This window comes from Chondromyces apiculatus DSM 436 (assembly GCF_000601485.1).
Taxonomy (GTDB): domain Bacteria; phylum Myxococcota_A; class Polyangia; order Polyangiales; family Polyangiaceae; genus Chondromyces; species Chondromyces apiculatus.
This window is the reverse complement of the sequence record NZ_ASRX01000006.1, coordinates 173,654-195,394: the sequence shown is the minus strand read 5'-3', so window position 1 is coordinate 195,394 and position 21,741 is coordinate 173,654. Positions and strand designations below refer to the sequence as shown.

Sequence of the window (21,741 nt, the reverse complement as noted above, 5' to 3'; positions counted from 1 at the left end):
TTACTCGAACTTGCCGGTGACGGTCAGGAACGTGAGCTTGTCGGTCGTGGCGCGGAGGCGCTGGGTGAGCATCCGGACGACGCTCCAGAGGACCTCGTAGGCGAGGTCCTTGTGGAGGAAGAGCAGGTCCTCGAAGGTGTCCTTGGAGACGGTGAGCAGGCGGCAGCGTTCGTGGACGCGCGCATCGGCAGAGCGCGGGGCCTCGTCGAGGAGCGCCATCTCGCCGAAGACGGCGCCGGGACCGAGGATGGTGATGGCCTCTTCGCCCATGCCCGGGATGTCACGGCTGATGCGGACCTTGCCGTCGACGATGATGTAGAGCTTGTCCCCGGGATCGCCGTGCTCGAAGATCTTCGTGCCGAGGGCGTGGGACTCCTCGCTGGCCACCCTGGAGATGAGCTCAAGAGCCGTCGGGGTGAGGCCCTTGAACAGGGGGACCATCGAGAGTTGGGCAATCCGCTCGTCTATCTCCACGGGAGGGAGGGAGGATAGCCAAGAGGCGCGGGCCCGGGAAATGAATGGTGAGGGCGCGAGCGTGAGCGGGGCTGAACGGTGGGGAGGCACCCACGTCGCCTGCGGGGCTGAGGGGACTGGGGGGACTGAGGGGACTGAGGGGACTGAGGGGACTGAGCGGGCGACGCTTACCGCGGAGCGTCAGCGCGTGAAGGTGATGTTGATGGGGCCCAGGGTGCCCGTGGTGGGCTTTCCTTCCCGGTCGAGCCCGGACTGGTAGCGTCTGCCGAGGGCGCACAGGCGCGCGGCGCGGCCGAAACCGTGGCCGGGATCGCTCACCACCTTCACCGAGAGGGGAGACCCGTCCGGGCGCACGGTGACCATGACCACGGCCCGGGCTCGATCGATCTGCTCGGCGTCGGCTTCAGGCGGGAAGGGGCAATTCCAGGAACTGCTGCCCACGAGGGAAGGGGCCCGGGACCGATCCGGGCCCGGCGGAGGTGCCGCGGGGCGCGGATCGCCGGTGCCCTTGCCGCCCACGGTGCCGCCCACCTTGGCGTTCGGGTTGCGGGTCGGGGTCTTGGCCGTGCCTTCACCGGCGACCATGCCGTAGCCAGGCCCCTGTCCCTCGCCGGTGGCGATGCCGAAGCTCGTCATGTCGACGATCTCGTTGGGGTCAGGCTCCTGGACCAGGACCTTGGGGGCCGCGGCCGCAGCAGGGGGAGGTTCGTAAGGATCGGCTTCAGGAGGCGGGGGGGCATCCGGAGCGGCCTTGGGGACGGGCGCCGGCTCTGGCTCCGGTTCTGGCTCCGGTTCTGGCTCTGGCGGCTGCTCCTTGGGGGGCGCAGGAGGCTGTTCGATCTCGTAGGTCGCCCAGAGGAAATCGTGCACCTCGTACCGCATGTGCTCGGTGGCGAGCCGGATCTCGCGCAGCAAGCCGGAGAGGATCGCCCTGCCCGAGAGCGCGCCATGGGTGGTCAGCGCCAGGGTGAGGCCGATCGCGGCGCCCACCCGGGTGGCACGGTTGCCCATGGCGAAGACCGCGGCGAGCGGATCACGGCGCTCGTCCTCCTCGCGCCCACCGCGCTCGGCAGCGCTCTCGGGCGAGGTGGCGCGGGCGGTCGAAACGCTCACTTCTTCTCCGCAGGAGCGGGAGCAGGAGCGGGCTGGGGGGCGTTGCCTGCAGGCGCCACCGCCCCGCCCTCGGGCGTGGTGGGGGTGACGCCGAAGGCGATCTTGGAGACACCCGCCTGCTTGAGCAGGTCGAGCGCGCGGATGACGCGGCCATGCTGGACCGTGGTGTCGGCGCGGATCACCGCGCGGAGTTCCGGGTTCTTGGCCTGAGCTTCGCGGGCGATGGGCAGGAGACCTTCCTCGCCGGGGAGCTTCTTCCCGTCGACGAAGATGTCGCCGCTCGCGTGGAGATCGACGCCGAAGACCTGCTGGACCTCCTGCCCCTTCGCCGCCTTGGGGAGATCCATGGGGAGCGACTGGGACACGATGATCTTGGCCGTCACCATGAAGATGATGAGCAGCACCAGGGTGACGTCGACGAGCGGGGTGACGTTGATCCCGCTGATGAGGTCGTCGTCGCTGTTGTTGCTGCTGGCGGCCATCAGCTCTCCTCCTCGGAAGCCGACGCGGGAGGTGCGTCGTTCGCGTTCTTCTTTGCGGTGGTGCTCACCGTGGTGCTCGCGGTGGCGCGCGCCTCGGCGATCTTCCCGGCCTTGCGGGGCTTCTCCACGACCGGGGGCGGAGCCACGCCTTCACCGGGGACCTCGAAGGCGAGATCGCTCTTCAGGTGGGAGAGGAGGATGCGGGTGAGCGCCTCGGTGTTGGCGAGGGTCGCCTTGATCATGCGCTGGAAGAAGTTGTTGAAGGCGACGGCCGGGATGGCGACCGCGAGGCCGACGGCAGTGGCGACGAGCGCTTCCGCGATGCTCGACATGACCGCCTGGGGCGCCGCTGTCTGCGCGACCTGGGTGGCCTGGGCGCCCGCCGTGGTGACGGCATCCTTGCCGAGCGCTTCGAAGGCCATGACGACGCCGATGACGGTGCCGAAGAGGCCGATGAACGGGGCGTTGTTGCCGAGGGTACCGAGGTATGCGAGGCGCCGCTCGAGCTTCATGCGCTGCAGGGCGGTGGCGCCACCCATCGCTTCTTCCGCGGCCTCGGGGCCCTTGTGGGCGACTGCCAGGCCTGCCGAGACGACGGCAGCTTCGGCCGACGGTGACGCCTCCATGCGCTTGCGGGCGGCCTCGATGGAGTCATCGAGCGAGGTGCGAAGGTCCCGGGCGAGGACCGAGAGGTCGTCACGCAGCGACCAGAAAAACCAGGCGCGCTCCAGGATGATGGCGACCGAGATCACGCTGAGGCCGATCATCAGCCACATGACCCAGGCGGCGCCGAAGCCGACCATGATGCGCTGAAGCCACTCGACGAGGTTCATCTTCTTCCTTCGGGCTGTGTCCTGCTGAGGTGGAGCGCCGCGCGGACCGGGCGCTCGGGGCATCGGATAAACGAGTATGCAAGCGAGAGCGGGTTCACCACCGTGCGCCCCTCAGGTAGGAGGGGCTTCTGTCTCGACCTCCTCTTCATTCTCCGTGTTTCCGGCCTCTGTATTCCCGGCTTCCGCGTCCCCGGCACCACCGGCAGCGCGAGGCGGCGCGGCGGCGTCGAGGAGGTGGAAGGCACGGGCGAGGAGGGTCGTCGCGTAGCCCCCCTTCGGTAGCACAAATGTCGCTGCGATGGCGCGCTCGTCGTCGGGGAGCACGCTCGCTTCGAGGCCATCGACCATCATGCGGAGCGGCCTCCGGGTACCCTCGCCGGCGTGTGCGAACGCATCGAGCCGGTGCGGGTCGTCGAGGTCTCGGGAGAGCACCGCGCGCTCGAGATCGAGGACGGCGCCCGCGGGCCAGCGCATCTTGCGGCCAAACATGGGGCCCGTGGCGGAGAGGGCGCCCGACGCCGCGCGGGCCTGGGCGTCGTCGAGCTCCGGGCCTTCGAGGGCGACCAGGAAGAGCCCGCCGCTGTCGTGACGCTTGGCGAGATCACCCGGCAGCACGGCAGTCCAGCTCCCGTCTGCCTCGCGCGCTGCGAGCACCTCGTTGAACCAGCGTGACTGCAACGCGGAGAAGAGGAGCCGCTGCTCGCGCCGATCGCGCGGGCCGCGCGACTTGCCGGAGACCCAGGCGAGGGCGCGCTCGGGGTTGTCTCCATCGCGGCCGAAGCGCTGGGCGCCGAAGGCATTGGGGACGCCGGTGCGGCTTGCCTCGGCGAGGCGTTCGAGGGCCACCGCTGCGCCGCTCTCGGTCACGTCGCGCACCACGACGCGGAAGCGGTTGCCCACGAGGTGGCCAGGCTTGAGCTTGTGGTCGTGACGCGCGACCGAGAGGACCTCGATGCCCGGGAACTCCGCGGCCGCGAGGAGCGGCTCGGGGTCGACGCCGAGGGGGAGCTGGAAGGAGGCCGTCTGGGTGGTGATCGCGTGGCGATCCTTCATGCCGGCATATCCCGCGGCGCGAGGATCGGCGCCGAGGGCGCGGGCCAGGATGCGCACGGCGTCCGGGGTGTTGAGCCGCGTCTTGCGGAACGTGACGAACACGTGCTCGCCGCGACCGCTCGGCGCATAGGCGGGGATCTCGTCGACGATGAAATCCTCGGGAGAGCGCCGGATCACGCCGTGGGGCAGGGTGGGGACAGAGGCGCGTGGGTCGGGGGCAGTCGTCACGGCGCGGAGCGTGACGTAAATCGCTGCGGCGTCCAGCGTGGAAATGGGACCGATGACACCTGCTGGGGTAAGGCGTCCCACGGGCAGGTGGCCGGAGGCGCCAGCGCCTGGAGCCATCCTGGAAAGGGCTCTTCATTGCCAGGAGCACCAAGGATGGGGTATCTGGCCAGGGGGACCCCTCCCGCAGTGTCATGAGGATGCCCTCCCTTCCGCGTCGTCCGCTCCCCTTGATCCTGGCTGCCGTGGCTCTCGTGGCATTCGGCGCGTTCGGCTTCCCCAGCCTGCGGCCAGCGTCTGCCAAGGGGAAGGGGTGCCCGAAGGGCATGGTGCAGGTGCAGGGGCGTTACTGCATTGATGCCTACGAAGCGAGCACCGTGGAGGTGCTCCCGCGCGGCAAGACGCGCACGCACTCGCCGTTCAGCCCCGTGGCGGGGAAGAAGGTGAAGGCGGTGAGCAAGAAGGGGGTGAAGCCCCAGGCGTACATCAGCCGCGATCAGGCGGAGGATGCCTGCCAGAGCGCCGGCAAGCGGCTCTGCTCCGACGAGGAGTGGCTGACGGCCTGCAAGGGCAAGCGCCCCACGAGCTTTCCATACGGGGACGAGCGCAAGAACGGCTACTGCAACGATGGTGGGGTCTCGTCGTTCAACCACTACTACGGCGAGGACGGGGCCGAGGCGCCGCTCGCGTCGTACACGTGGGCCAACATGAACGATGGCCGGTTGAACCAGCTCAAGGGAACGCTGGCGAACACGGGCGCGCACAAGCGGTGCAAGAGCAGCTTCGGCGTCTACGACATGGTGGGGAACCTGCACGAGTGGACGGCCGCGAAGGGCGGCACGTTCCGCGGCGGCTACTACCTCGACACCACCCAGAACGGCGATGGCTGCGCGTACAAGACGACCGCGCACGCGCCGAGCTACCACGACTACTCGACCGGGTTTCGCTGCTGCAAGTAGGGCTCAGTCGGGGTTGACGTCGGTGGGCACGCGCGGCACGCGCGGCACGCGCGCCGCGCGCAGGCCGTCGAGCCACCCCGCGAGGTCTGCCGGCAAGGGGCTCTCGAAGGCGAGGGGATCGCCGGTGCGGGGGTGAGGGAAGCCGAGGCAGGTGGCGTGGAGCGCAAGGCGCGGAGGGTCGAAGGGAGACGGCACGCCGTAGCGGGTGTCGCCGAGCACCGGGTGCCCGAGGTGCTGCATGTGGATGCGGATCTGGTGGGTGCGGCCCGTCTCCAGGCGGCACCGCGCGAGGGTCGCGCCCACCGGGAGGCGCTCGACGATGGAGAGGTGGGTGACCGCGCGCCGACCGCCCACGGGGACGTCGATGGTGCGCGCTTCGGTGGGCGGCGCACCCCGGAGGACGGTGAGGTACTGACGATCGACGGCGTGCACGCGCATGCGCTCGCTGAGATCGCGGTTGGCCGCGGGGGTGCGCGCGAAGACGAGCAGGCCGCTCGTGTCGAGGTCGAGCCGGTGCACCACGAAGATCTCACCGCCGAGGGCGCGGCGGAGGATCTCGGCGAGGTTGTTGCGGTCGCTCTCCGGCGTGGGCGCGGTGACGAGGCCGGCGGGCTTGTCCACGATGACGAGGTCGTCGTCCTGGAAGACGATGCGGTGCGGGGGCAGGGAGGCCTCGTCGCGGGCCCGGGCCGCTTCGCCGACGTCCTTGGTGGCGCGGCGCAGCGCTCCTCCGAGGTGGGCGATGATCTCCTGCCCGGCGCGCATGGTGCGGCCCGCGACCTTGACCCGGGCGCCATCGACGAACACGCCGCCGAGGTCGAGGAGCACGCGCGCCTGCCGTCGCGAGAGGCCAGGGACGTTCGCCGCGAGGACCTGGTCGAGACGGAGACCCTGATCCTCCTTGCGGGCAGTGAACCGGAACCGTGTGGAGTGCGCGGGCTGCGCCATTGCCGGGACTATAGCGCTCTTGCCCCGCATGCCCATCGCGCATGCCTCCCGTTCGGGTTCCGCTTGACGCACAACCCTGCCTCCCCTCCCATGCGCGCGCGAAAGGAGCGCATGATGCAAGCAGATCTGGGGATCGAGGATGTCACGGTGGGACAGGGCGCCGAGGCGAAGGCAGGCCACTCGGTGACCGTGCACTACGTCGGCACGTTGACGAACGGCAGCAAGTTCGACAGCTCCCGTGACCGAGGCAAAGGGTTCTCGTTCAAGCTCGGGGGTGGGCAGGTGATCAAGGGCTGGGACCAGGGCGTCGCCGGGATGCGCGTGGGCGGTACGCGCAAGCTGACGATCCCGCCGGATCTCGGGTACGGCGCGCGCGGGTTTCCTCCGGTGATCCCGCCGAACTCCACGCTGCTGTTCGAGGTCGAGCTCCTCGAGGTCAAGTGAGGCCCCGGGCACTCCAGCTTGCGGGGTGCCCGTAGGTGTTCCTCTCGGGTGAGAACGTGACGTGCGGCGCCCCGGAGACGGGTGAGCGCGGGAGCCCCAGAGGCCCACAGAACCGGGAGAACCCGGATCCCGACAGCCTCAGAGCTTGAGGGGCGCGCCGCACTCGACGCAGAAGTTGTTGCCGATGAACAGCTCGTAGCCGCAGTTGGCGCAGCGCGCGACGCGCACCTCGACGTGCTTGCGGCGCCGGGACGAGTCGTCCGGCGGAGGCGACGACGCGGAGCGGGCGGAGACCGCGACGTAGCGACCTGCAGAGGGCGGGGGGCGATCCGATTGTTGAACGACGCTGGAGGGCGGGGAGCCCCAGGGCGTGCGGCGGGTGTCTTCGCGCTCCTGACCTGGCGTCGGCGGAGCAGAGGGGATGTCCTCGGCGTCGCCCCCGTCGTCGCTCGACAAGGCGTCTTGCTCGTGCTGCGCGTCACCGGGCGTGCCGGGGGTGCGCGGCAGCAACATGCCCAGCTCATCGAGCTGGTACGTCTCCGCGCTGCTCGCAGGGCGCACCGAGGGTTCTTCATCGCTGTCGATCCGGACGATCAGCGCCGAGATGTTGTCGGTGCCGCCGGCCTCGTTCGCCATGGCGATGAGCAGCTCGCAAGCCTCCTGCGGCTCGCGGGTGAACTCGAAGACGTCGAGGATCTGCTCGTCGTTGACCATCCCACTGAGGCCGTCGGAGCAGAGCAGGAACAGGTCTCCTGGCTGGACGGGCTCGGTGCGGATGTCGACCTTGACCGCGTCCTTCATGCCGAGGGCGCGGGTGATGATGTTCTTCGGGAGACGCGCCAGCTCCTCGGGCGTCAGGTCGGGCTTGAGCGCGAGGGCATCGTTGATGAGCGAGTGATCCTTCGTGAGCTGCTCGATGGTGCCGTTGCGGATCCGGTAGCAGCGGCTGTCGCCCACGTGGGCGACGTGGATGTGATCCAGCGCCAGGTGCGCCGCGACCACCGTCGACCCCATGCCCTGGTGCTGGCTGTGGGTGCTGGAGATGACGAAGACATCGTGGTTGGCCTTGCGGATCCCGGCGACCACGCGTCGCGCTTCGGGTGGCAGGTCGACCTCGTCGGGCGCCGGCCCCGGGAGCTCCCCGGTCTGCGTGGCCTCGAAGAAGTTGTCGAGCGACGTGGCAGCGAGAGCGCTGGCCACGTTGCCCGCATTGTGCCCGCCCATCCCGTCGGCAACCACGAACAGGCCGAGCTCCGGCCTCACGAGGACATGATCCTCGTTGTGTTTGCGCTGGCGACCGACGTCGGTCACAGCGGCAGCCGCGGGTCTGGTGCCGCCGCTCGTCCTCATCTCGCCCATTCGTCGCGGATTATAGCGGGCTGAACGGGCCCGCCGCCTAGATTCCTGCGAAGGATCGCCTCGACTCCGCCTGGAGGTCCAGGCCGGTGGCTCCTCCGGCAGGGGCGCTCCGCATCCCTGTCGCCTTCTGGGCGCCATTCCCTGTCCGGGTCGGCGCCTCGAGCCGCTGGCGGATGGGGTCGAGCGCGATCTGGAAGCCGGCCGTGAAATTCCCGTACGTGGAGCGGCCCAGGCCTTCGGGCCGGACCACGTAGGTGCCCACGTCCAGGCCCAGGAAGAGGCCGAAGCCCAGCCAGGGGAGGGGATAGAAATCACCCCCGAGCGCGATGCGGGCGGCGTCGATCCCCTGGAAGACGCCACCGTTGAACGCAAGGCGGCTGGTCTGGGCCTGGCCCTCGAAGGAGGAGCGACGGTAACCGACGGCGTAGCTGATCCAGGGGTCGAAGGCGAGCCCCTGGGTCAGGTGGTAGGCAAGCCCCAAGCCGAGGTCGAGGCTCTGCCCCGAGCAGTCGTTGCACCGGGCGGAGCCCGGCAAGAGGGCATAGTTTCCGGTCGCCTGGAGCACCGCGGAGCGCCCAAGCCCTACGCCCGCATTGACGCCGAAGGCCACACCGGCACCGACGACCACGTTGGCCGGCAGATCGACCGCGAGGTCCGCGAAAGGGACCGCGAGGGAGATCCGTGGCTGGAGCAACACGTGCCCTGCGCGCTGGTCCGGGGCGGGCGGTCTCTTGACGCCTGCCTCCGGGCCTTCCTCGTCATCCGCGGGGGCGGCACCCGTCGCGTCGGTGCTGTCGGGCGGGGGCGGGGTCTGAGCGCGCGCGGTGCTCGACGTGAGCTGCGCTGCCGCCATCACGAGGCCGACCACCGGCAGGGACCACCTGGTTACGCGCGATCGCACAGCAGGCCTGTAGAACAGGCGCGTCGCCAACGCAAACGGGACCCGTGGGGAAGGAAGGGGAAAGAAGATGCCGTTACGGAAGTGAGCTGGTCCTCCCGAACAAAATGGTCCGGCCCTGAAGATGCCGCGCAACTGGCCCCGTGTGCCTGCCGATAACCCAGGTAGGCACCATGAACGATTCCCTCCCCTCCCTTTCTCTCTCTTCCTCCTCTCGCCTTCCTCTCCCTGGGCCGTCCCTCCGCGAGCGCGCTGGCGCTGCCGGCATGGTGGAGCGCGGTGCGGAACCCCATCTGCCGCTGGGAGGTCGGACCGTCAGCGGTTCCACCGGGGCGCGCGCTGTGAGCGTGGCGTGGTCGAGCCGCGATCCGACCCTGGATCTCGGGGCCGACGGGGCTCCGCTTGCGGCCATCTGGCTGCGCGTCGAGAGTGGCGAGACCGAAGCGATTCCCGCTGCGCGCACGCCGCTCGCTCCCGGCGAGGAGATCGTCCTTGGTAGCAGCAAGGTCGCGCCGATGCGGGTGATCGATCCGGCGATCAGCGGCCGGCATTGCAGGGTGGTGCACCGCGGTGACTCCATCGAGGTCCTGGATCTCGGTTCCAGGAACGGAGTGCGGGTGGGCGGGGTGCGTGTGCAGCAAGCGCGCCTCCATCCGGGAGGCGCCTTCGAGATCGGGCATACGCTGGTGCGGGTCGACGCGGCGCGCATGAACCCCGTGGGCGACGACGCGCCGCCCCTCAAGCAGCTCGTCGGGCGTTCGCGCGTCATGTGTCAGCTCGCGGCATCGGTCCGCAAGGTCGCGCCGCTCCGGCTGCCGGTGCTGCTGCGGGGGGAGTCGGGGACCGGCAAGGATCTGATCGCCCAGGCCGTCCACGAGGAGAGCGATCGCAGGAGGGGGCCGTTCGTGGCGCTGAACTGCGCGACGATCTCGCGCGAGCTGGCGGAGTCGGAGCTGTTCGGGCACAAGCGCGGCGCTTTCACGGGCGCGCTCCGCGATCGGCGCGGGGCCTTCCAGGCAGCCGACGGAGGAACGCTGTTCCTGGACGAGATCGCCACGATGTCGCCGGAGCTCCAGGCGAAGATGCTGCGCGTCGTCGAGGAGGGGGTGGTGCGCCCGCTGGGCACGGACGTGGCGAGCAAGGTGGATGTCCGCCTGGTCGTCGCCACCTGCGAGCCCCTCGAAGCGCTCGTGAGCGAGCGGCTGTTCCGCGCCGACCTCTACGAGCGACTCGCCGTGTGCCGGTTGCTCGTGCCGCCGCTCAGGGAAAGGGATGACGACATCCCGCTGCTCGCCCGCCACCTGCTCGAGCACTCCGAGATCGGAGCTTGCACGCTCTCGCCAGGCGCCCTCGCGGCACTGCGCGCCCACCGCTGGTCGGGCAACGTCCGCGAGCTGCGCAACGTGCTCGTCCAGGCTGCCCTCCTCGCGGATGGCGGCAGCGTGCTACCGGAGCACATCTCTGCCGTCCTCGTGGAGCGCGCGCCACCTTTCAAGCGGCGGGTCACTCCCGCAGATGCGCTGAAGGTCTTCGAGGAGGTCGGCGGGAACATCAGCGCGGCCGCGCGTCGCGCGGAGATGCCACGCACCACGATGCGTGACCTCCTCCGCGCGGCTGGCGCGCTGTGATGGCGGTGGGTTGCGGCGGTTGTTTGCCGCTCCGTCAGAAGGTGCCAGCGATGCCGAGGCCGGCCTGACCGGGGGCGATCAGCGGAGCGATGGAGGTGACCCGAGGTGCGATCGAGGCCGATTCAGGCACCTTCTTCGGATACCAGTCGAGCATGGCGTACGTCGCCGTCCCGATGGCGCCGATGCCGAACACGACCCAGCCGGTCACCGCCAGCGCGAACTGGGTGTCGTAAGTATCCAGATCATCACGCAACGCATTGCAGGCCGTCTCGTAACCGGGGAGGTCGCGGGAGGGGGCGTCGCGAGGTCCGCAGTAGCCGCTGCCCCTCCCCTGGGTGGACTCGGGGTGGTCCTTCGCAAACTTGTCGATGTCGCTGGCCACATCCGCGGCGCGGCTACTGGAACCCGCCGCGAGGATCGAGAACACGGTCCCGGTGATGAGACCGACACCCGCGACGCCGGTGCCTGCCCAGGCGATGGGCTTGCGCTTGTACCAGCTCAGGATGGGCTCGCGCTTGCCGGTGGGGACATCGCCCGAGGCGAGGTCGCCGGAGGTGGAGAGGGTGAACCCGTTGTCACCGGCGGCAGGTGCAGACGATGTCGCAGGCGCGGTTGCAGGTCCTCCGGAGGGGGCGCCAGTCGCGGGGCCGGAGGGCTGGGGCGCAGGCACGGGGGCTGCCTGGGGTGCGCCGGACACACCGAGCACCAGGTTGGCGGCTGCCGCCGCTGCCGGCCGCGCGTCCACCTGCGTCGAGGTAGATTTCCCGCCGTACGACGCGGCCACCGTGTGCTTGCCGGGCTTGACGAAGAGCGGATCGAGGAGAGGCGCCTTGCCCGTCACCACGCCGTCGACGCTCACCTCGGCGCCCTCCGCGTCGACGATGACGACGATGAAGCCTGCCTTTTTCTTCGCGTCCGCAATGCCCTTCTCGGCGGCAGCCTTCTGCTCGGGCGTCGCAGCCTTGTGCTCCCGCAGGAACTGCTGGAAGTGGTTCCCCGCGTCGGGATGGTAGCCAGCCCGGATCTCGCTCTGGCCGAGGTTGAGCAGGACCGCAGGGTGGCGCTTCAAGGCGTAAGCCTGCAGGAACGCGCTGCGGGCATCTTCGAAACGGCCTGCGTCATAGGCCTTCACCCCGTCGTCGTAGCGCTGTCGCGCCACCTCGGTCACGGCGTCGGCTTGCTGAGCAAAGCTCTCTTTCTCGGCGAAGGGGAGCGACCCCTGCCCCATGCCCGTGAGCGCGGCGGGAAAGACGAAGGAAAACAAGAGTACGGAGACGCCAGCGCGTAGCTTCATGGATCCTCACTCGAAACAGCGGTGGTCGCCCGGAGCGCACACCGAAACGCATGCCCTGTCGCGTTCCCGCCTCGGGGAGCGCAGCCCTTCAGAAAGGAGCGTCGCGGATGATCCCGCTGCCGCTCTTGGTGCTCCCGGCCCCTGGGGACGGCCCCTTCGGAGTCGGGGTGGTCGGCTTCCTCGCCGACACGGGTGTGGATGTCGAGGGTTGCTTGGCCGTCGTGGTCGGCTTCGCGGGAGTCGCCACGGGCGTGGCTTCCTTCGGCTGCGCAGTCGCGCGCGTGGCCGTGGAAGGCGGCTCCGGGGCCTTGGTAGCGGCCTCCGCGGACCCTGTGGGAGGCGCTGGTTCGACAGGGAGGCTCGTCACTGTCTCGGGAGGGGAGGGAGGCGGAGAGGGAGGCGTGACCGTGAGGGCGACCGGCGGCGGTTGTTCTGCCGCTGCTGCCTGCACCGTGGGGGCGATGGTCACTGGCGTGGTGGACGGGGCGACAGGGCCTGGAGCTTCGGTCGTCTCGTTCGCCGCTCCCCCGAGCAGCGCGCGCCCTCCCAGGAACACCCCGGCCAGGGCTGCTGCCACGAGGACGATCTTGAGCACGGTGCCAGCTCCACCACCGGTGACCGGGAGCTCCACGGATTCTTCGTCCGGAGCGCTGGTCGGCGAGAGGGCAGCGACGGGGGCAGGGGACGCCGTCGCCGTCTTGGCCGAGCGTGATGCATGCGCTGCGGTGAGGGGCGAACGTGCACCCTCGTCGGAGAAGGCCGAAGCTGCGGTTTCTTTCCGAGGAGCCTGGGCGGGCGCGGTGAAGGCTTCGTCAGCCTGGGGAGCAGCTTCGGCGGGGGCTGCCTCCGGGGGAGCTGGCGAAGGGCTGACGCTGTCCTCCGTCGGGGAACCTGGTCCGCTTGGATCGCCCGCAGGGTCGCCGGTCCTGAGAGCGCTCTCCGCGTCCAGGGCGACGTCGACACGAGCCTGGTCGTCCTCGCGCTCCTCGCGCTCCTCGCGCTCCTCGCGCTCCTCGCGCTCCTCGCGCTCCTCGGCGGGAGACGCAGGGGCCGCGGCTGCCGCCGGAAGGGCATCCTGAGGCGCACGCGCCGCCGAGGGGACTTCGTCGAGTTCCCAGGACGGCACGATGAGCGCGGCGAACCGCTCTGCATCCTCGACGGACAGGGCGCTCCCTCTCGCAGCAGCTACTCCACTCTGTCCGGCCATTGCCGGGGCGCACCTTACCACCCGGCAGCCTGGCGCTGCAATGCTGCCAGGTCGATGCTCAGCGCTCGAACTCGCGCCGTAGCTCGTCATGCCAGCTATCGGCGACCTGACTTACGGTCACCACGAGGTCCTCGAACTCCTCGTAGTCCAGCGCGGAGAGGCGTCGCAGGCTGCGGACCACCACCTCGTCCCGCGTACGATCGATGGCAAATGCGGCGTCGGAGGTCTGCACGAAGCTCGCCTCCAGGAGCCGGCGGTAAAGGCGCTCCACCCCGACGGGAGGGACGGGGATCACGGGGGCGAAGAGCATCAGCACCCCGCGATCTTCGAGCACGTTGACGCCCACCGTGGTGGTGCCCTGGTGGAGCTGTGCGTACCCGCTCTCGTCGAGCGCCACGGGCTCCTGATGCGTCTGCCGCACATAGCGGGCGAGATACGCGTTGACCATGGTCACGGCGTCGGCGAACTTCTCTCCGGACAACCGGTCGGCATAGATGGGCTCAGATATGGCTGCTGACGTGGGAGCTGACGTGGGTGCTGACGTGGGTGCTGACGTGGGTGCTGACGTGGGGTTGGACACGTGAAGCCTCCGGCGGGTCTTGGCGTCGTAGCGCCGGCGTATCGTAACGCCCTGTGCGCCTCGGCGGTGGTGGTTTTTGCGGCGCTCGGGTGCGGCGGGGGCGAGGCTCCGCCCGGGCCCACGGCGCCGACCGCAGAGGAACGTGCCCGCCTCTTGCTCGCGCCCGAGGCCCCGCTCCCGTCGCGCGCCGAGACCGTTGCGCTTGCGGATGCCGTCGCCATCGCCTCCTCGCACGCCGGAGCCACGGCCCGCGGCGCGGAGCTGGCGGAGCTGGCGGCTGCGCTTCGGGTGCGGCTCTACCGCCTCGATCGTGTCGAGAGCGATGGCCGCGAGGCCCTCGAACTCCACGGCGCCGCAGCCGCCGCGTTCCGTACCAGCGGCGACGCCGAGGCCGCGTGCGAAGCAGAGCGTCAGAGGGCGCTGTTCGCCGGGGACCTCGCCGGCGATGCAGCCGTCACCTACCGGGAGCTCTACCTGGTCTCCCGTCGTCACGCGGCGCATGAAGGACGGCGTGGCGCCTCGCCCTCCGCCTCCGCGGCCGCCGCAGAATCGCCGCGTCCAGCCCGCTCTGCTTGCCTCGACGTCGTCGAGAAGACGCTCGCACGCGCGGTGGCGTACCGTCCCTCGGGTGAGTACCTGCGCGCTCTCGAGCAAGAGGGCCACCGTGCCGAGCAGTCCGTGCTCGGCAGCGCCCCGGCGTCATCCCCGGTGCTGTCCTCCGCGGCCCCATCCGCCTCGGTAGCAGCCAGCGCCGCGAGCCCGGTGTCGATCTCCACGGCCGACCCGGGCGCCGATCTGGTGCTCGCGCCGCGGGTCGCCGACAAGCCGGCGGGTCCCATCAAGATTGCGGCCATCGAGCGGCATGGATCGGAGATGGGAGCGCGCGTCATCATCCAGCTCACCGGGCCGACGACCTTCAAGGTCGGCTCGCTGCCAGCGGACGAAGCCTCGGGCAAGGATGCGCGCGTCTTTCTCGACATCGCGGGCGCGACAGCGCGAGGCATTGCTCGAGAAACGCAGGTCGGCGGCGCGCTCCGTCGCATCCGTGTCGGCGCACAGGCGGAGGGGACCCGCGTGGTGCTGGATCTCGCCGCCTCGCTCTACAGGCGCATCTACTACCTTCCGGATCCGTTTCGCATCGTCGTGGATGTGAGCACCAGGACCCCCACGGGTGAGGGGAAATCCAGCCAGGAGCCTGGCCCGCGCGCGGTGCGCCGCGTCGCCATCGATCCAGGGCACGGAGGCGCAGATGCAGGCGCGGTCGGGCCGACCGGGCTCAAAGAGAAAGACATCACCCTGGACATCGCTCACCGCGTGGCGCCGATCCTCGCGCGTGACCTCAAGATCGAGACGCTCCTCACGCGCGACAACGACGTGTACGTGCCGCTCGACATGAGGGCGGCCCGGGCCAATGCCTTTCACGCCGATCTGTTCGTCTCCATCCACTGCAATGCCAGCGAGGATGGCCTCGCCCGTGGTGTCCAGACCTTCTCCATCGACGCTGCACGCGAGGCCGATCGATCCGCCGCGCGCGTCGCAGCCCGAGAGAATGCGTCAGCCCGCGGCGTCGCGAGCGATCCTGCGCTCGTCGCCGAGGTCTCGGCCATCCTCTCCGGTCTGAACGTGGGCAATCTGGCGGACCGATCGCACCACTTCGCGGGCCTCCTCCAGCGCTCTGCCCTCTCGTCCCTCACGCCTCGCTACCCGGACATCCGGGATCAGGGCGTCAAGTCGGCAGGCTTTTACGTGCTCGTCGGCGCCGACATGCCGGCGGTCCTCTTCGAGACCGCATTCATCTCCAACCCCGAGGACGAGGCGAGGCTCGCGACGGCCGACTTCCGTCAGAAGATGGCGGACGCCGTGGTCAACGCCATCCGCGCCTTCCGCGAGGGCAAGTAAGCCCCTCATTTACGGCCGTTCGAGCCCCATCAGCCGCTCGAGAGAGTCGCGCAGCTCGCCCATCTCGCCTTTCTTGATGAAGTCGTACGCGCCCGCATCGGTCGCGTTCTTCCTCATGTCCTCGGCGTCCGAGTAGACGATGCAGCGGATGTGGGAGGTGGCTTCGAGCGAGCGCATGCGCTCCAGACAGCGGATCCCGTCGAGCCCGGGCATTTTCACGTCGAGGATCATCGCGTCGGGCTGCAACGAGCCGACCGCGACGAGCGCATCGAAGGGGTCCTGGAAGGTGGTCAGATCGAAGCGCTTCGAGAGCACCTTGCGCAGAGACGCGAGCACTGCCGGATCCTCGTCGACCACCACCACCTTGGGCTTGCCCTGGCGGAGCACCTCCGGGATCGGGTAGCCGTACTTCCGCAGGAAATCGAGCACGTCCAGCCTCCGGAAGCGGAGGTGTCGCCCGGGGGTCCGGAAGTGCCGGATCTCTCCCTTGTCGGCCCAGTTGTGGATGGTCTTCAGATCCACCTGGCAGAAGCGAGCCACGTCGCTCGCCGTGAACAGCTCGGGGATCTGCTGTGTCGTCGTCTCTTTCGGGTTCGGCTCCATGGCTTCTCTCCACTCCTCGGGTCAGGGGTTGCCGGGTGGGGGCGGGTCTTCACTGATGAACCGTCCCTCGCGCAGGACGTACCGGGTCGGCCCTGCGCTGCGCCGCTCTCGAATTTCGTGCGACGGATCGCCAGGCAAGGCGAGGTAAGACGGCTCTCCCGCGACGAAACGGGGGCAGATGGGCGCGAGGCATTGCTGCGCGGCGAGCGCGAACGCTCCCCGCAGATCGGAGACCTCCGAGAGGTGCTCCAGCGCCCGCGACGTCGGGGGTGCGAGGAAGATCTCGCCACGGGTGGCGCGCTCGAGCACGTCGGCCGGAGCCGCCCAGAAGCTCATGGTGGTCTCGTGGTCGTCGTGTCGTCCGACCTGCCCAGCCGGCAAGGCAAGCAGGAAGAAGCGGGCATCGAACCTGCGCGCCTCGGCCTCGGGCGTGACCCACCGCGAGAAGGGGACGAGCGCGCTCAGATCGAGGCGCAGCCCGCGCCGCCCGAGGCACGCTTCGAGCGGCGTACCCGCCAGGAACTCGCGCTGGATGCCCACCACCTCGGCATCGGGGAGTGGCCCATCCACAGGCAGGATCGCGCCTTCCTCCAGCGCTTCCCGGCACGCCGCCACCCCGAGCGCCCGCGCCGTGGCCCGCTCGCTGGCAAACTCCTCGATGCGCGCCGGCAACGCGGCCGTCCTCACCGCCCAGTGCTCTCCGCCATCACCGGGGTCCACCTTGCCCCCAGGGAACACCACCGCTCCCCCCAGAAAGGCCGAGCGTGCATGCCTCTGCACGCAGAAAACCTCCAGCCGGCCCCCATCTTCACGGAGGACGATGATGGTGGCGGCATCCTTGGGTTCTGCGCCAATTCGAGTCTGATCAAAATCCAGCAATCTAGGAGAAATATCTTCCATGTGAGCTTTCTTCCGTCAAGTTGTCCCGCCTCTCTGCAGATGGTGGCGAACGGGAAACTGCCCGTGTTCGCGACTGGTTCAGGGAAGGCCCTGTTCGTGTTTGCGCACCGCCCTGACCAGTCCCTGATGTGCACATTCACGCCAGGGGCGCGTGGCGCGCGTGGCGCGCGTGGCGTGCGTGTCCACAAACGGCATTCATCGATTTTCACGCCCTGAACCCGGAGAGGTCTTCTACTCTCCGGACATGCTGCTGAGCCGCGTCGACCCATCCGGGGTGTCTGCGGAGGCCTCCCGGGGCTCACAGTGATCGGGGCCACCCTCCCCAGGCAGAGGCGTCAACGACGCGAGAGGACACATGAACAAGGTCCAGCTCAAGAAGTTCAAGACCCTGCTCGAAACGAAGCGTGACGAGATCCTCAAGAAGGCCCAGCAGACGCTGAACGAGGACATGGCGCTCGATGCGAACGACCTCCCCGACGAGATGGACCTCGCGTCGAGCGAGTACCTCCAGTCGTTCACGTTCCGCCTGCGTGGCCGGGAGAAATCGTTCCTCGACAAGATCGACAAGGCGCTCGCCAAGATCGAGGACGGCACGTTCGGCAACTGCGAGGAGTGCGAGGAGGAGATCACGGTCAAGCGCCTGGAGGCGCGTCCGGAGACCACCCTCTGCATCCGCTGCAAAGAGGACCAGGAACGCGTCGAGAAGGATTACGGCTGACCTGAGCGCGCCCTCGGGCTACTTCGCCTTGGCTGCCGGTCGCCCCTTGGCCCCCGGCGCTGCCGACTTCTTCCTCCTGCCCAGCACTTCGCGCAGGTACTGACCGGTATGAGATGCGTCCGTCTGGGCCACGTCCTCGGGTGTGCCCGTGGCGACGATGGTCCCGCCGCGCTCGCCCCCCTCCGGGCCGAGGTCGATCACCCAGTCGCTGCACGCGATCACGTCGAGGTTGTGCTCGATCACGAGCACCGTGTTTCCGGCGTCGCGCAGGCTCGTCAGGCTGGCCGTGAGGACCTCGATGTCGGAGAAATGAAGGCCGGTGGTGGGCTCGTCCAGCACGTAGAGCGTGCGCCCCGTGGCCTTGCGGGCCAGCTCCCTGGCGAGCTTGACGCGCTGAGCCTCGCCACCCGACAGGGTGGTGGCCGGCTGACCGAGGGTGATGTAGCCGAGCCCCACCCGCGAGAGCGCCACCAGGCGCTCGCGGATGCGGGGGATGGCGTCGAGTTGCTCGATCGCCTGCTCCACGGTGAGCGCGAGGGCATCGGCGATGGACATGCCCCTGTAGAGCACCTCCAGCGTCTCGCGGTTGTACCGTCGCCCCCCGCAGGTCTCGCAGGTCACGAAGATGTCGGGGAGGAAGTGCATCTCGATGCGGAGTACGCCGTCTCCCTGACACGCTTCGCAGCGCCCGCCTTTCACGTTGAACGAGAACCGTCCGGCCTTGTAGCCGCGCGTGCGTGATTCGGGCAGGCCGGCGTAGAGCTCGCGCAGCAGGCTGAAGACCCCCGTGTACGTCGCCGGGTTCGAGCGGGGTGTTCGCCCGATGGGCGCCTGATCGATGGAGATCACCTTGTCGATGTGCGTCAGTCCCTCGATGCCGTCGCAGGCGCCCACCGGCGCCGAGCTCCGGTAAAGCTCGTTCTTCGCGGCTGGCAGCAGGGTGTCGACGATGAGGCTCGACTTGCCGGAACCAGACACGCCGGTCACCGTGCAGAACAGCCCGATCGGGATCTCGGCAGTGACATTGCGCAGGTTGTGGGCGCGCGCGCCGGACACCCGGATGAACCGACCGTCGGGGCGCTGACGCTTCGTCGGGATGGGCAGTTGCTTCTTGCCGGACAGGTAAGGTCCGGTGATCGAGGTCGGATCTGCGGAGATCTCGGCCGGCGTTCCCTGGGAGATCACCGTCCCCCCGTGCACGCCCGCGCCGGGGCCCATGTCGATCACGTGGTCCGCTGCGAGGATCGCGTCGCGGTCGTGCTCCACCACGATGATGGTGTTGCCGAGGTCGCACAGGCGCCGGAGCGCCTCGAGGAGACGCGTGTTGTCGCGCGCGTGGAGCCCCACCGACGGCTCGTCGAGCACGTAGAGCACCCCCACCAGCGCCGCGCCGATCTGGGTCGCCAGCCGGATGCGCTGACCCTCGCCGCCGGAGAGCGTCTGCGCCGATCGATCGAGCGTCAGGTAATCCAGACCCACGTCGATGAGGAAGCCGAGGCGCGCGATCACCGCGCGGAGGAGGGGCTCCGCGATCGCCCGCTCGCGCGGCATCAGCACCGCCTCACCGCCGCTGGCGCTCCCCTCGGGCACGAGGTCTTCCAGGAAGGTGCGCAGGTTGCGGAGCGCCAGCGTCCCGACGTCGGCGATGTTCCTGCTGCCGAGCTGCACGGCCAGCGCCTCCGGCCGGAGCCGGCGCCCTTCGCAGGCGTCGCACACGCGGGTGACCACGAAGCGCCCCAGCTCGTCCCCGAGTGAGCCAGCGTCGTCGTCGAAGCCGTCGTCGTCGTCCTCGGAGCCGCCCACCTGCGCCTCGCCGTTCGCGAGGAGCTTCTCGAGCCGCGAGATGATGCCTTCGTAGGCCCCTCGCTTCTTGCCGCGGCCAGTCTGCGCCTCGGAGCCGTGCAAGATGGCCTCGCGCGTCGCCGCTGGCAGCTTGGACCAGGCCACGTCCGGGTCCGCTCCGAGGGCCGTCACCGCGCGCTCCGTCTCCGTGGAAAGCCTCAGCGAGCCGCGTCGCCCCCACGCCACCACCGCGCCTTCTCGCAACGTCCGGCGCGCGTCGGGCACCACCCGGTCCGGATCGATCCTGGTGCGTGCCCCGATCCCGTCGCAGGCCGGGCATGCGCCGTGCGGCCCGTTGAACGAGAACATCCGTGGCTCGATGGGTGGCAGCGAGATGCCGCAGTCGATGCAGGCGAACCGCTCGCTCATCCACAACGGCTCGACCTTCACCCCCTCGCTGGAGATGTCGACGAGGAGCCGGCCATCCCCAAGCTTGAGCGCGAGCTCCACGGAGTCGGTGAGGCGCCCCTTGATCCCCTCCTTGATCACGATGCGATCGATCACCACATCGAGATCGTGCGGCCGGCTCCGATCGAGGACGAGCTCGTCCCCGAGATCCACGATCTCTCCGTCGATGCGCGCCCGCACGAAACCCTCGCGCCGCAGCCGTTCGATGTCGAGCTTCAGCTCACCTTTCCGGGCGCGGGCGATGGGCGCCAGGATGGTGGCGCGCGCGCCCTCGTCGAGGCCGAGGATGCGGTCGACGATCTGCTGTACCGTCTGCGCCTCGATCCGCTTGCCGCAGGCGGGGCAGTGAGGCGTGCCCACCCGCGCGAACAGGAGGCGCATGTAGTCCGAGATCTCGGTTACCGTCCCCACGGTGGAGCGGGGGCTCTTCGCGAGCGCCCGCTGCTCGATCGCGATGGCCGGCGACAGGCCCTCGATGGAGTCGACGTCCGGCTTGGAGAGCTGCTCCAGGAACTGCCGCGCGTATGCCGACAGCGACTCCACGTACCGGCGCTGGCCCTCGGCGTAGATCGTGTCGAACGCGAGCGAGGACTTGCCAGACCCGCTCGGACCGGTGATCACCACCAGCTTGTCCCGCGGGATGGAGACGCTGACATTCTTCAGGTTGTGCTGCCGGGCACCCCGGACAATCAATCGATCCATGCGTGGCTGGAAGAGCTAGCACACGCGGGCTCGCGCGGGTGCTCGTGGGTGCTCGGGACACTGGCGGGTGTTTCTCCCCGCCCGTCGCCCACCCACCTGGGTTATGAGGCACCCTCGGACGGTGGAGCGCGCGCGGACCAGGAGCATCGTCGTGGCATGCGGCGCAGGTATCGCGCTCGGCGCCGCCACGCTGGTGGCCTACGAAGCCGCGCGCCCCAGCATCGTCCCCGCGCGCGCCCGGGCGATGAACGGCGACACCTCTACCCAGCCCCCTCCCGACGCACCTCGCACCGCTGTCGGGCCTTCCTCCGCAGCTCCTTCCGCGTCTTCCTCGACCGAGCAGCTCCCAGCGCCCGCGCCACATCGCTCCCCGGGCCCTCAGGATCGCTTCTCCAGCGATCCCACCCAGGCTGCCGCGTGCCCTCCCGACATGACCCTGGTCGACGGGGAGTTCTGCCCTGCCCTCCCGTACCGCTGCGCCCGGCCAGGCGAGGAGCATGGCTTCGGTTGCGCCGAGTATGCCCGCGGCCAGCGCTGCCTCGAACCCCCCGACCCGCGCCGCTTCTGCATCGATCGATACGAGTGGCCGAACCGCATCGGCGAGCTGCCTCGCGTCTACGTCGACTGGCACGAGGCGCGCGCGCTCTGCGCGGGCGCCGGCAAGCACCTCTGCAGGCGCTCCGAGTGGATCCTCGCCTGCGAAGGCCCGAAGCGCCTGCCTTACCCGTGGGGCTTCGTCCGATCGCCCAGCCCTTGCAACGTCGATCGCGCCTCGATCCCGGCCGACGCCTCCGCGCTCCTCCGCGACAGCACCCGGGACGAGGAGCTCGCGCGCCTCTGGCAGGCCGACCCCCTCGGCGCGCACCCCGACTGCATCAGCAGCTTCGGCGCCTACGACCTGTCCGGCAACGTCGACGAGTGGACGGACAACCTCGCCGACGACCCGGCGACCCTCCACCCCTCCACGCTCAACGGGGGGTACTGGGGGCCCGTGCGCAACACCTGCCGCCTCACCACCACCTCCCACGGACCCGACTTCCGCTTCTACCAGGTCGGCTTCCGCTGCTGCGCCGACCCTCTCGACGGCAGCCGCGCCCGGGCGGCGGCACCCCCGACGACACGGATCCCGAAGCGCCAGCGCATGGCCGACCCACGGTCGTCGCCATGACGAC

20 protein-coding genes are annotated in these 21,741 nt (G+C 69.6%); 6 read left to right on the top strand and 14 right to left on the bottom strand.

Annotated features, from left to right (window positions below):
• The 5 genes from CAP_RS05310 to truD all read right to left on the bottom strand — a co-directional run bounded on the left by CAP_RS05310 (window position 1) and on the right by truD (window position 4,183).
• A complete protein-coding gene (locus CAP_RS05310; RefSeq protein ID WP_231511120.1) occupies window positions 1-441 on the bottom strand; it encodes a cyclic nucleotide-binding domain-containing protein in 441 nt (146 codons plus the stop codon).
• A gap of 213 nt (window positions 442-654) precedes the next feature.
• Entirely contained in the window at window positions 655-1,587 is a 933-nt protein-coding gene (locus CAP_RS05305) for an energy transducer TonB (protein WP_231511119.1), read from the bottom strand.
• Window positions 1,584-2,069, bottom strand: a complete 486-nt coding sequence (locus CAP_RS05300; protein WP_044236733.1) for an ExbD/TolR family protein — start codon at window positions 2,067-2,069, stop codon at window positions 1,584-1,586. Before CAP_RS05300 ends, CAP_RS05305 begins: the two co-directional genes overlap by 4 nt.
• Entirely contained in the window at window positions 2,069-2,902 is an 834-nt protein-coding gene (locus CAP_RS05295; RefSeq protein ID WP_081864573.1) for a MotA/TolQ/ExbB proton channel family protein, read from the bottom strand. Before CAP_RS05295 ends, CAP_RS05300 begins: the two co-directional genes overlap by 1 nt.
• A 111-nt stretch (window positions 2,903-3,013) precedes the next feature.
• Complete coding sequence (truD, locus tag CAP_RS05290) at window positions 3,014-4,183, bottom strand: tRNA pseudouridine(13) synthase TruD (protein WP_044236916.1); 1,170 nt, start codon at window positions 4,181-4,183, stop codon at window positions 3,014-3,016.
• A gap of 242 nt (window positions 4,184-4,425) precedes the next feature.
• On the opposite strand from truD, the gene CAP_RS05285 reads away from it, so the two are divergent.
• Entirely contained in the window at window positions 4,426-5,139 is a 714-nt protein-coding gene (locus CAP_RS05285) for a formylglycine-generating enzyme family protein (RefSeq protein WP_197041013.1), read from the top strand.
• A 3-nt stretch (window positions 5,140-5,142) separates the two neighbouring features.
• Here the strand turns inward: CAP_RS05285 and CAP_RS05280 are convergent, their stop codons facing one another.
• The gene (locus tag CAP_RS05280; RefSeq protein WP_052374209.1) at window positions 5,143-6,087 is read right to left on the bottom strand and encodes an RluA family pseudouridine synthase; all 945 of its coding nucleotides are present in this window, start codon (window positions 6,085-6,087) and stop codon (window positions 5,143-5,145) included.
• Between the two features lie 114 nt (window positions 6,088-6,201).
• Between CAP_RS05280 and CAP_RS05275 the strand changes: the two genes are divergently transcribed.
• A complete protein-coding gene (locus tag CAP_RS05275) occupies window positions 6,202-6,531 on the top strand; it encodes an FKBP-type peptidyl-prolyl cis-trans isomerase (protein ID WP_044236913.1) in 330 nt (109 codons plus the stop codon).
• A 138-nt stretch (window positions 6,532-6,669) separates the two neighbouring features.
• Here CAP_RS05275 and CAP_RS05270 read toward each other — a convergent pair whose 3' ends face one another.
• Together CAP_RS05270 and CAP_RS05265 are read right to left on the bottom strand one after the other, a co-directional pair.
• The gene (locus CAP_RS05270; protein ID WP_052374205.1) at window positions 6,670-7,890 is read right to left on the bottom strand and encodes a Stp1/IreP family PP2C-type Ser/Thr phosphatase; all 1,221 of its coding nucleotides are present in this window, start codon (window positions 7,888-7,890) and stop codon (window positions 6,670-6,672) included.
• 37 nt (window positions 7,891-7,927) lie between these two features.
• Window positions 7,928-8,791 (bottom strand): hypothetical protein, encoded by an 864-nt coding sequence (locus tag CAP_RS05265; RefSeq protein ID WP_156040504.1) that lies wholly within the window; start codon window positions 8,789-8,791, stop codon window positions 7,928-7,930.
• Between the two features lie 344 nt (window positions 8,792-9,135).
• On the opposite strand from CAP_RS05265, the gene CAP_RS05260 reads away from it, so the two are divergent.
• Complete coding sequence (locus tag CAP_RS05260; RefSeq protein ID WP_231511118.1) at window positions 9,136-10,416, top strand: FHA and sigma-54 interaction domain-containing protein; 1,281 nt, start codon at window positions 9,136-9,138, stop codon at window positions 10,414-10,416.
• 34 nt (window positions 10,417-10,450) lie between these two features.
• Here CAP_RS05260 and CAP_RS05255 read toward each other — a convergent pair whose 3' ends face one another.
• The 3 genes from CAP_RS05255 to CAP_RS05245 all read right to left on the bottom strand — a co-directional run bounded on the left by CAP_RS05255 (window position 10,451) and on the right by CAP_RS05245 (window position 13,398).
• Window positions 10,451-11,710, bottom strand: a complete 1,260-nt coding sequence (locus CAP_RS05255; RefSeq protein ID WP_156040503.1) for a hypothetical protein — start codon at window positions 11,708-11,710, stop codon at window positions 10,451-10,453.
• Window positions 11,711-11,798: 88 nt separating this feature from the next.
• Window positions 11,799-12,917 (bottom strand): hypothetical protein, encoded by a 1,119-nt coding sequence (locus CAP_RS05250; protein WP_044236728.1) that lies wholly within the window; start codon window positions 12,915-12,917, stop codon window positions 11,799-11,801.
• A gap of 58 nt (window positions 12,918-12,975) precedes the next feature.
• Window positions 12,976-13,398 carry a CesT family type III secretion system chaperone gene (locus CAP_RS05245; protein ID WP_231511116.1) on the bottom strand — a complete coding sequence of 141 codons (423 nt, stop codon included), beginning with the start codon at window positions 13,396-13,398 and terminating at the stop codon, window positions 12,976-12,978.
• 168 nt (window positions 13,399-13,566) lie between these two features.
• Between CAP_RS05245 and CAP_RS05240 the strand changes: the two genes are divergently transcribed.
• Window positions 13,567-15,396 (top strand): N-acetylmuramoyl-L-alanine amidase, encoded by a 1,830-nt coding sequence (locus CAP_RS05240; protein ID WP_044236906.1) that lies wholly within the window; start codon window positions 13,567-13,569, stop codon window positions 15,394-15,396.
• A gap of 9 nt (window positions 15,397-15,405) precedes the next feature.
• Here CAP_RS05240 and CAP_RS49900 read toward each other — a convergent pair whose 3' ends face one another.
• Both CAP_RS49900 and CAP_RS05230 read right to left on the bottom strand, forming a co-directional pair.
• Window positions 15,406-15,999 carry a response regulator gene (locus CAP_RS49900; RefSeq protein WP_044236727.1) on the bottom strand — a complete coding sequence of 198 codons (594 nt, stop codon included), beginning with the start codon at window positions 15,997-15,999 and terminating at the stop codon, window positions 15,406-15,408.
• A 21-nt stretch (window positions 16,000-16,020) separates the two neighbouring features.
• Window positions 16,021-16,899, bottom strand: a complete 879-nt coding sequence (locus CAP_RS05230) for an NUDIX hydrolase (RefSeq protein ID WP_503129123.1) — start codon at window positions 16,897-16,899, stop codon at window positions 16,021-16,023.
• Window positions 16,900-17,254: 355 nt separating this feature from the next.
• Here CAP_RS05230 and CAP_RS05225 point away from each other — a divergent pair, with 355 nt between their 5' ends.
• Complete coding sequence (locus tag CAP_RS05225) at window positions 17,255-17,617, top strand: TraR/DksA family transcriptional regulator (RefSeq protein ID WP_044236726.1); 363 nt, start codon at window positions 17,255-17,257, stop codon at window positions 17,615-17,617.
• An 18-nt stretch (window positions 17,618-17,635) separates the two neighbouring features.
• On the opposite strand, the gene uvrA is transcribed toward CAP_RS05225, so the two are convergent.
• Window positions 17,636-20,569, bottom strand: a complete 2,934-nt coding sequence (gene uvrA / locus CAP_RS05220; RefSeq protein ID WP_044236725.1) for an excinuclease ABC subunit UvrA — start codon at window positions 20,567-20,569, stop codon at window positions 17,636-17,638.
• Window positions 20,570-20,720: 151 nt separating this feature from the next.
• On the opposite strand from uvrA, the gene CAP_RS43770 reads away from it, so the two are divergent.
• A complete protein-coding gene (locus tag CAP_RS43770) occupies window positions 20,721-21,737 on the top strand; it encodes a formylglycine-generating enzyme family protein (protein WP_197041012.1) in 1,017 nt (338 codons plus the stop codon).
• Window positions 21,738-21,741: the final 4 nt, after the last annotated feature.

Bases quoted from the DNA above. Each gene is read 5' to 3' on its own strand.
- CAP_RS05250 (WP_044236728.1), bottom strand. From the start codon at position 12,917: ATGGCCGGACAGAGTGGAGTAGCTGCTGCGAGAGGGAGCGCCCTGTCC.
- CAP_RS05300 (WP_044236733.1), bottom strand. From the start codon at position 2,069: ATGGCCGCCAGCAGCAACAACAGCGACGACGACCTCATCAGCGGGATC.
- uvrA (WP_044236725.1), bottom strand. From the start codon at position 20,569: ATGGATCGATTGATTGTCCGGGGTGCCCGGCAGCACAACCTGAAGAAT.
- CAP_RS49900 (WP_044236727.1), bottom strand. From the start codon at position 15,999: ATGGAGCCGAACCCGAAAGAGACGACGACACAGCAGATCCCCGAGCTG.
- CAP_RS05270 (WP_052374205.1), bottom strand. From the start codon at position 7,890: ATGGGCGAGATGAGGACGAGCGGCGGCACCAGACCCGCGGCTGCCGCT.
- CAP_RS05255 (WP_156040503.1), bottom strand. From the start codon at position 11,710: ATGAAGCTACGCGCTGGCGTCTCCGTACTCTTGTTTTCCTTCGTCTTT.
- CAP_RS05280 (WP_052374209.1), bottom strand. From the start codon at position 6,087: ATGGCGCAGCCCGCGCACTCCACACGGTTCCGGTTCACTGCCCGCAAG.
- CAP_RS05295 (WP_081864573.1), bottom strand. From the start codon at position 2,902: ATGAACCTCGTCGAGTGGCTTCAGCGCATCATGGTCGGCTTCGGCGCC.
- CAP_RS05225 (WP_044236726.1), top strand. From the start codon at position 17,255: ATGAACAAGGTCCAGCTCAAGAAGTTCAAGACCCTGCTCGAAACGAAG.
- CAP_RS05310 (WP_231511120.1), bottom strand. From the start codon at position 441: ATGGTCCCCCTGTTCAAGGGCCTCACCCCGACGGCTCTTGAGCTCATC.
- CAP_RS05230 (WP_503129123.1), bottom strand. From the start codon at position 16,899: ATGGAAGATATTTCTCCTAGATTGCTGGATTTTGATCAGACTCGAATT.
- CAP_RS05275 (WP_044236913.1), top strand. From the start codon at position 6,202: ATGCAAGCAGATCTGGGGATCGAGGATGTCACGGTGGGACAGGGCGCC.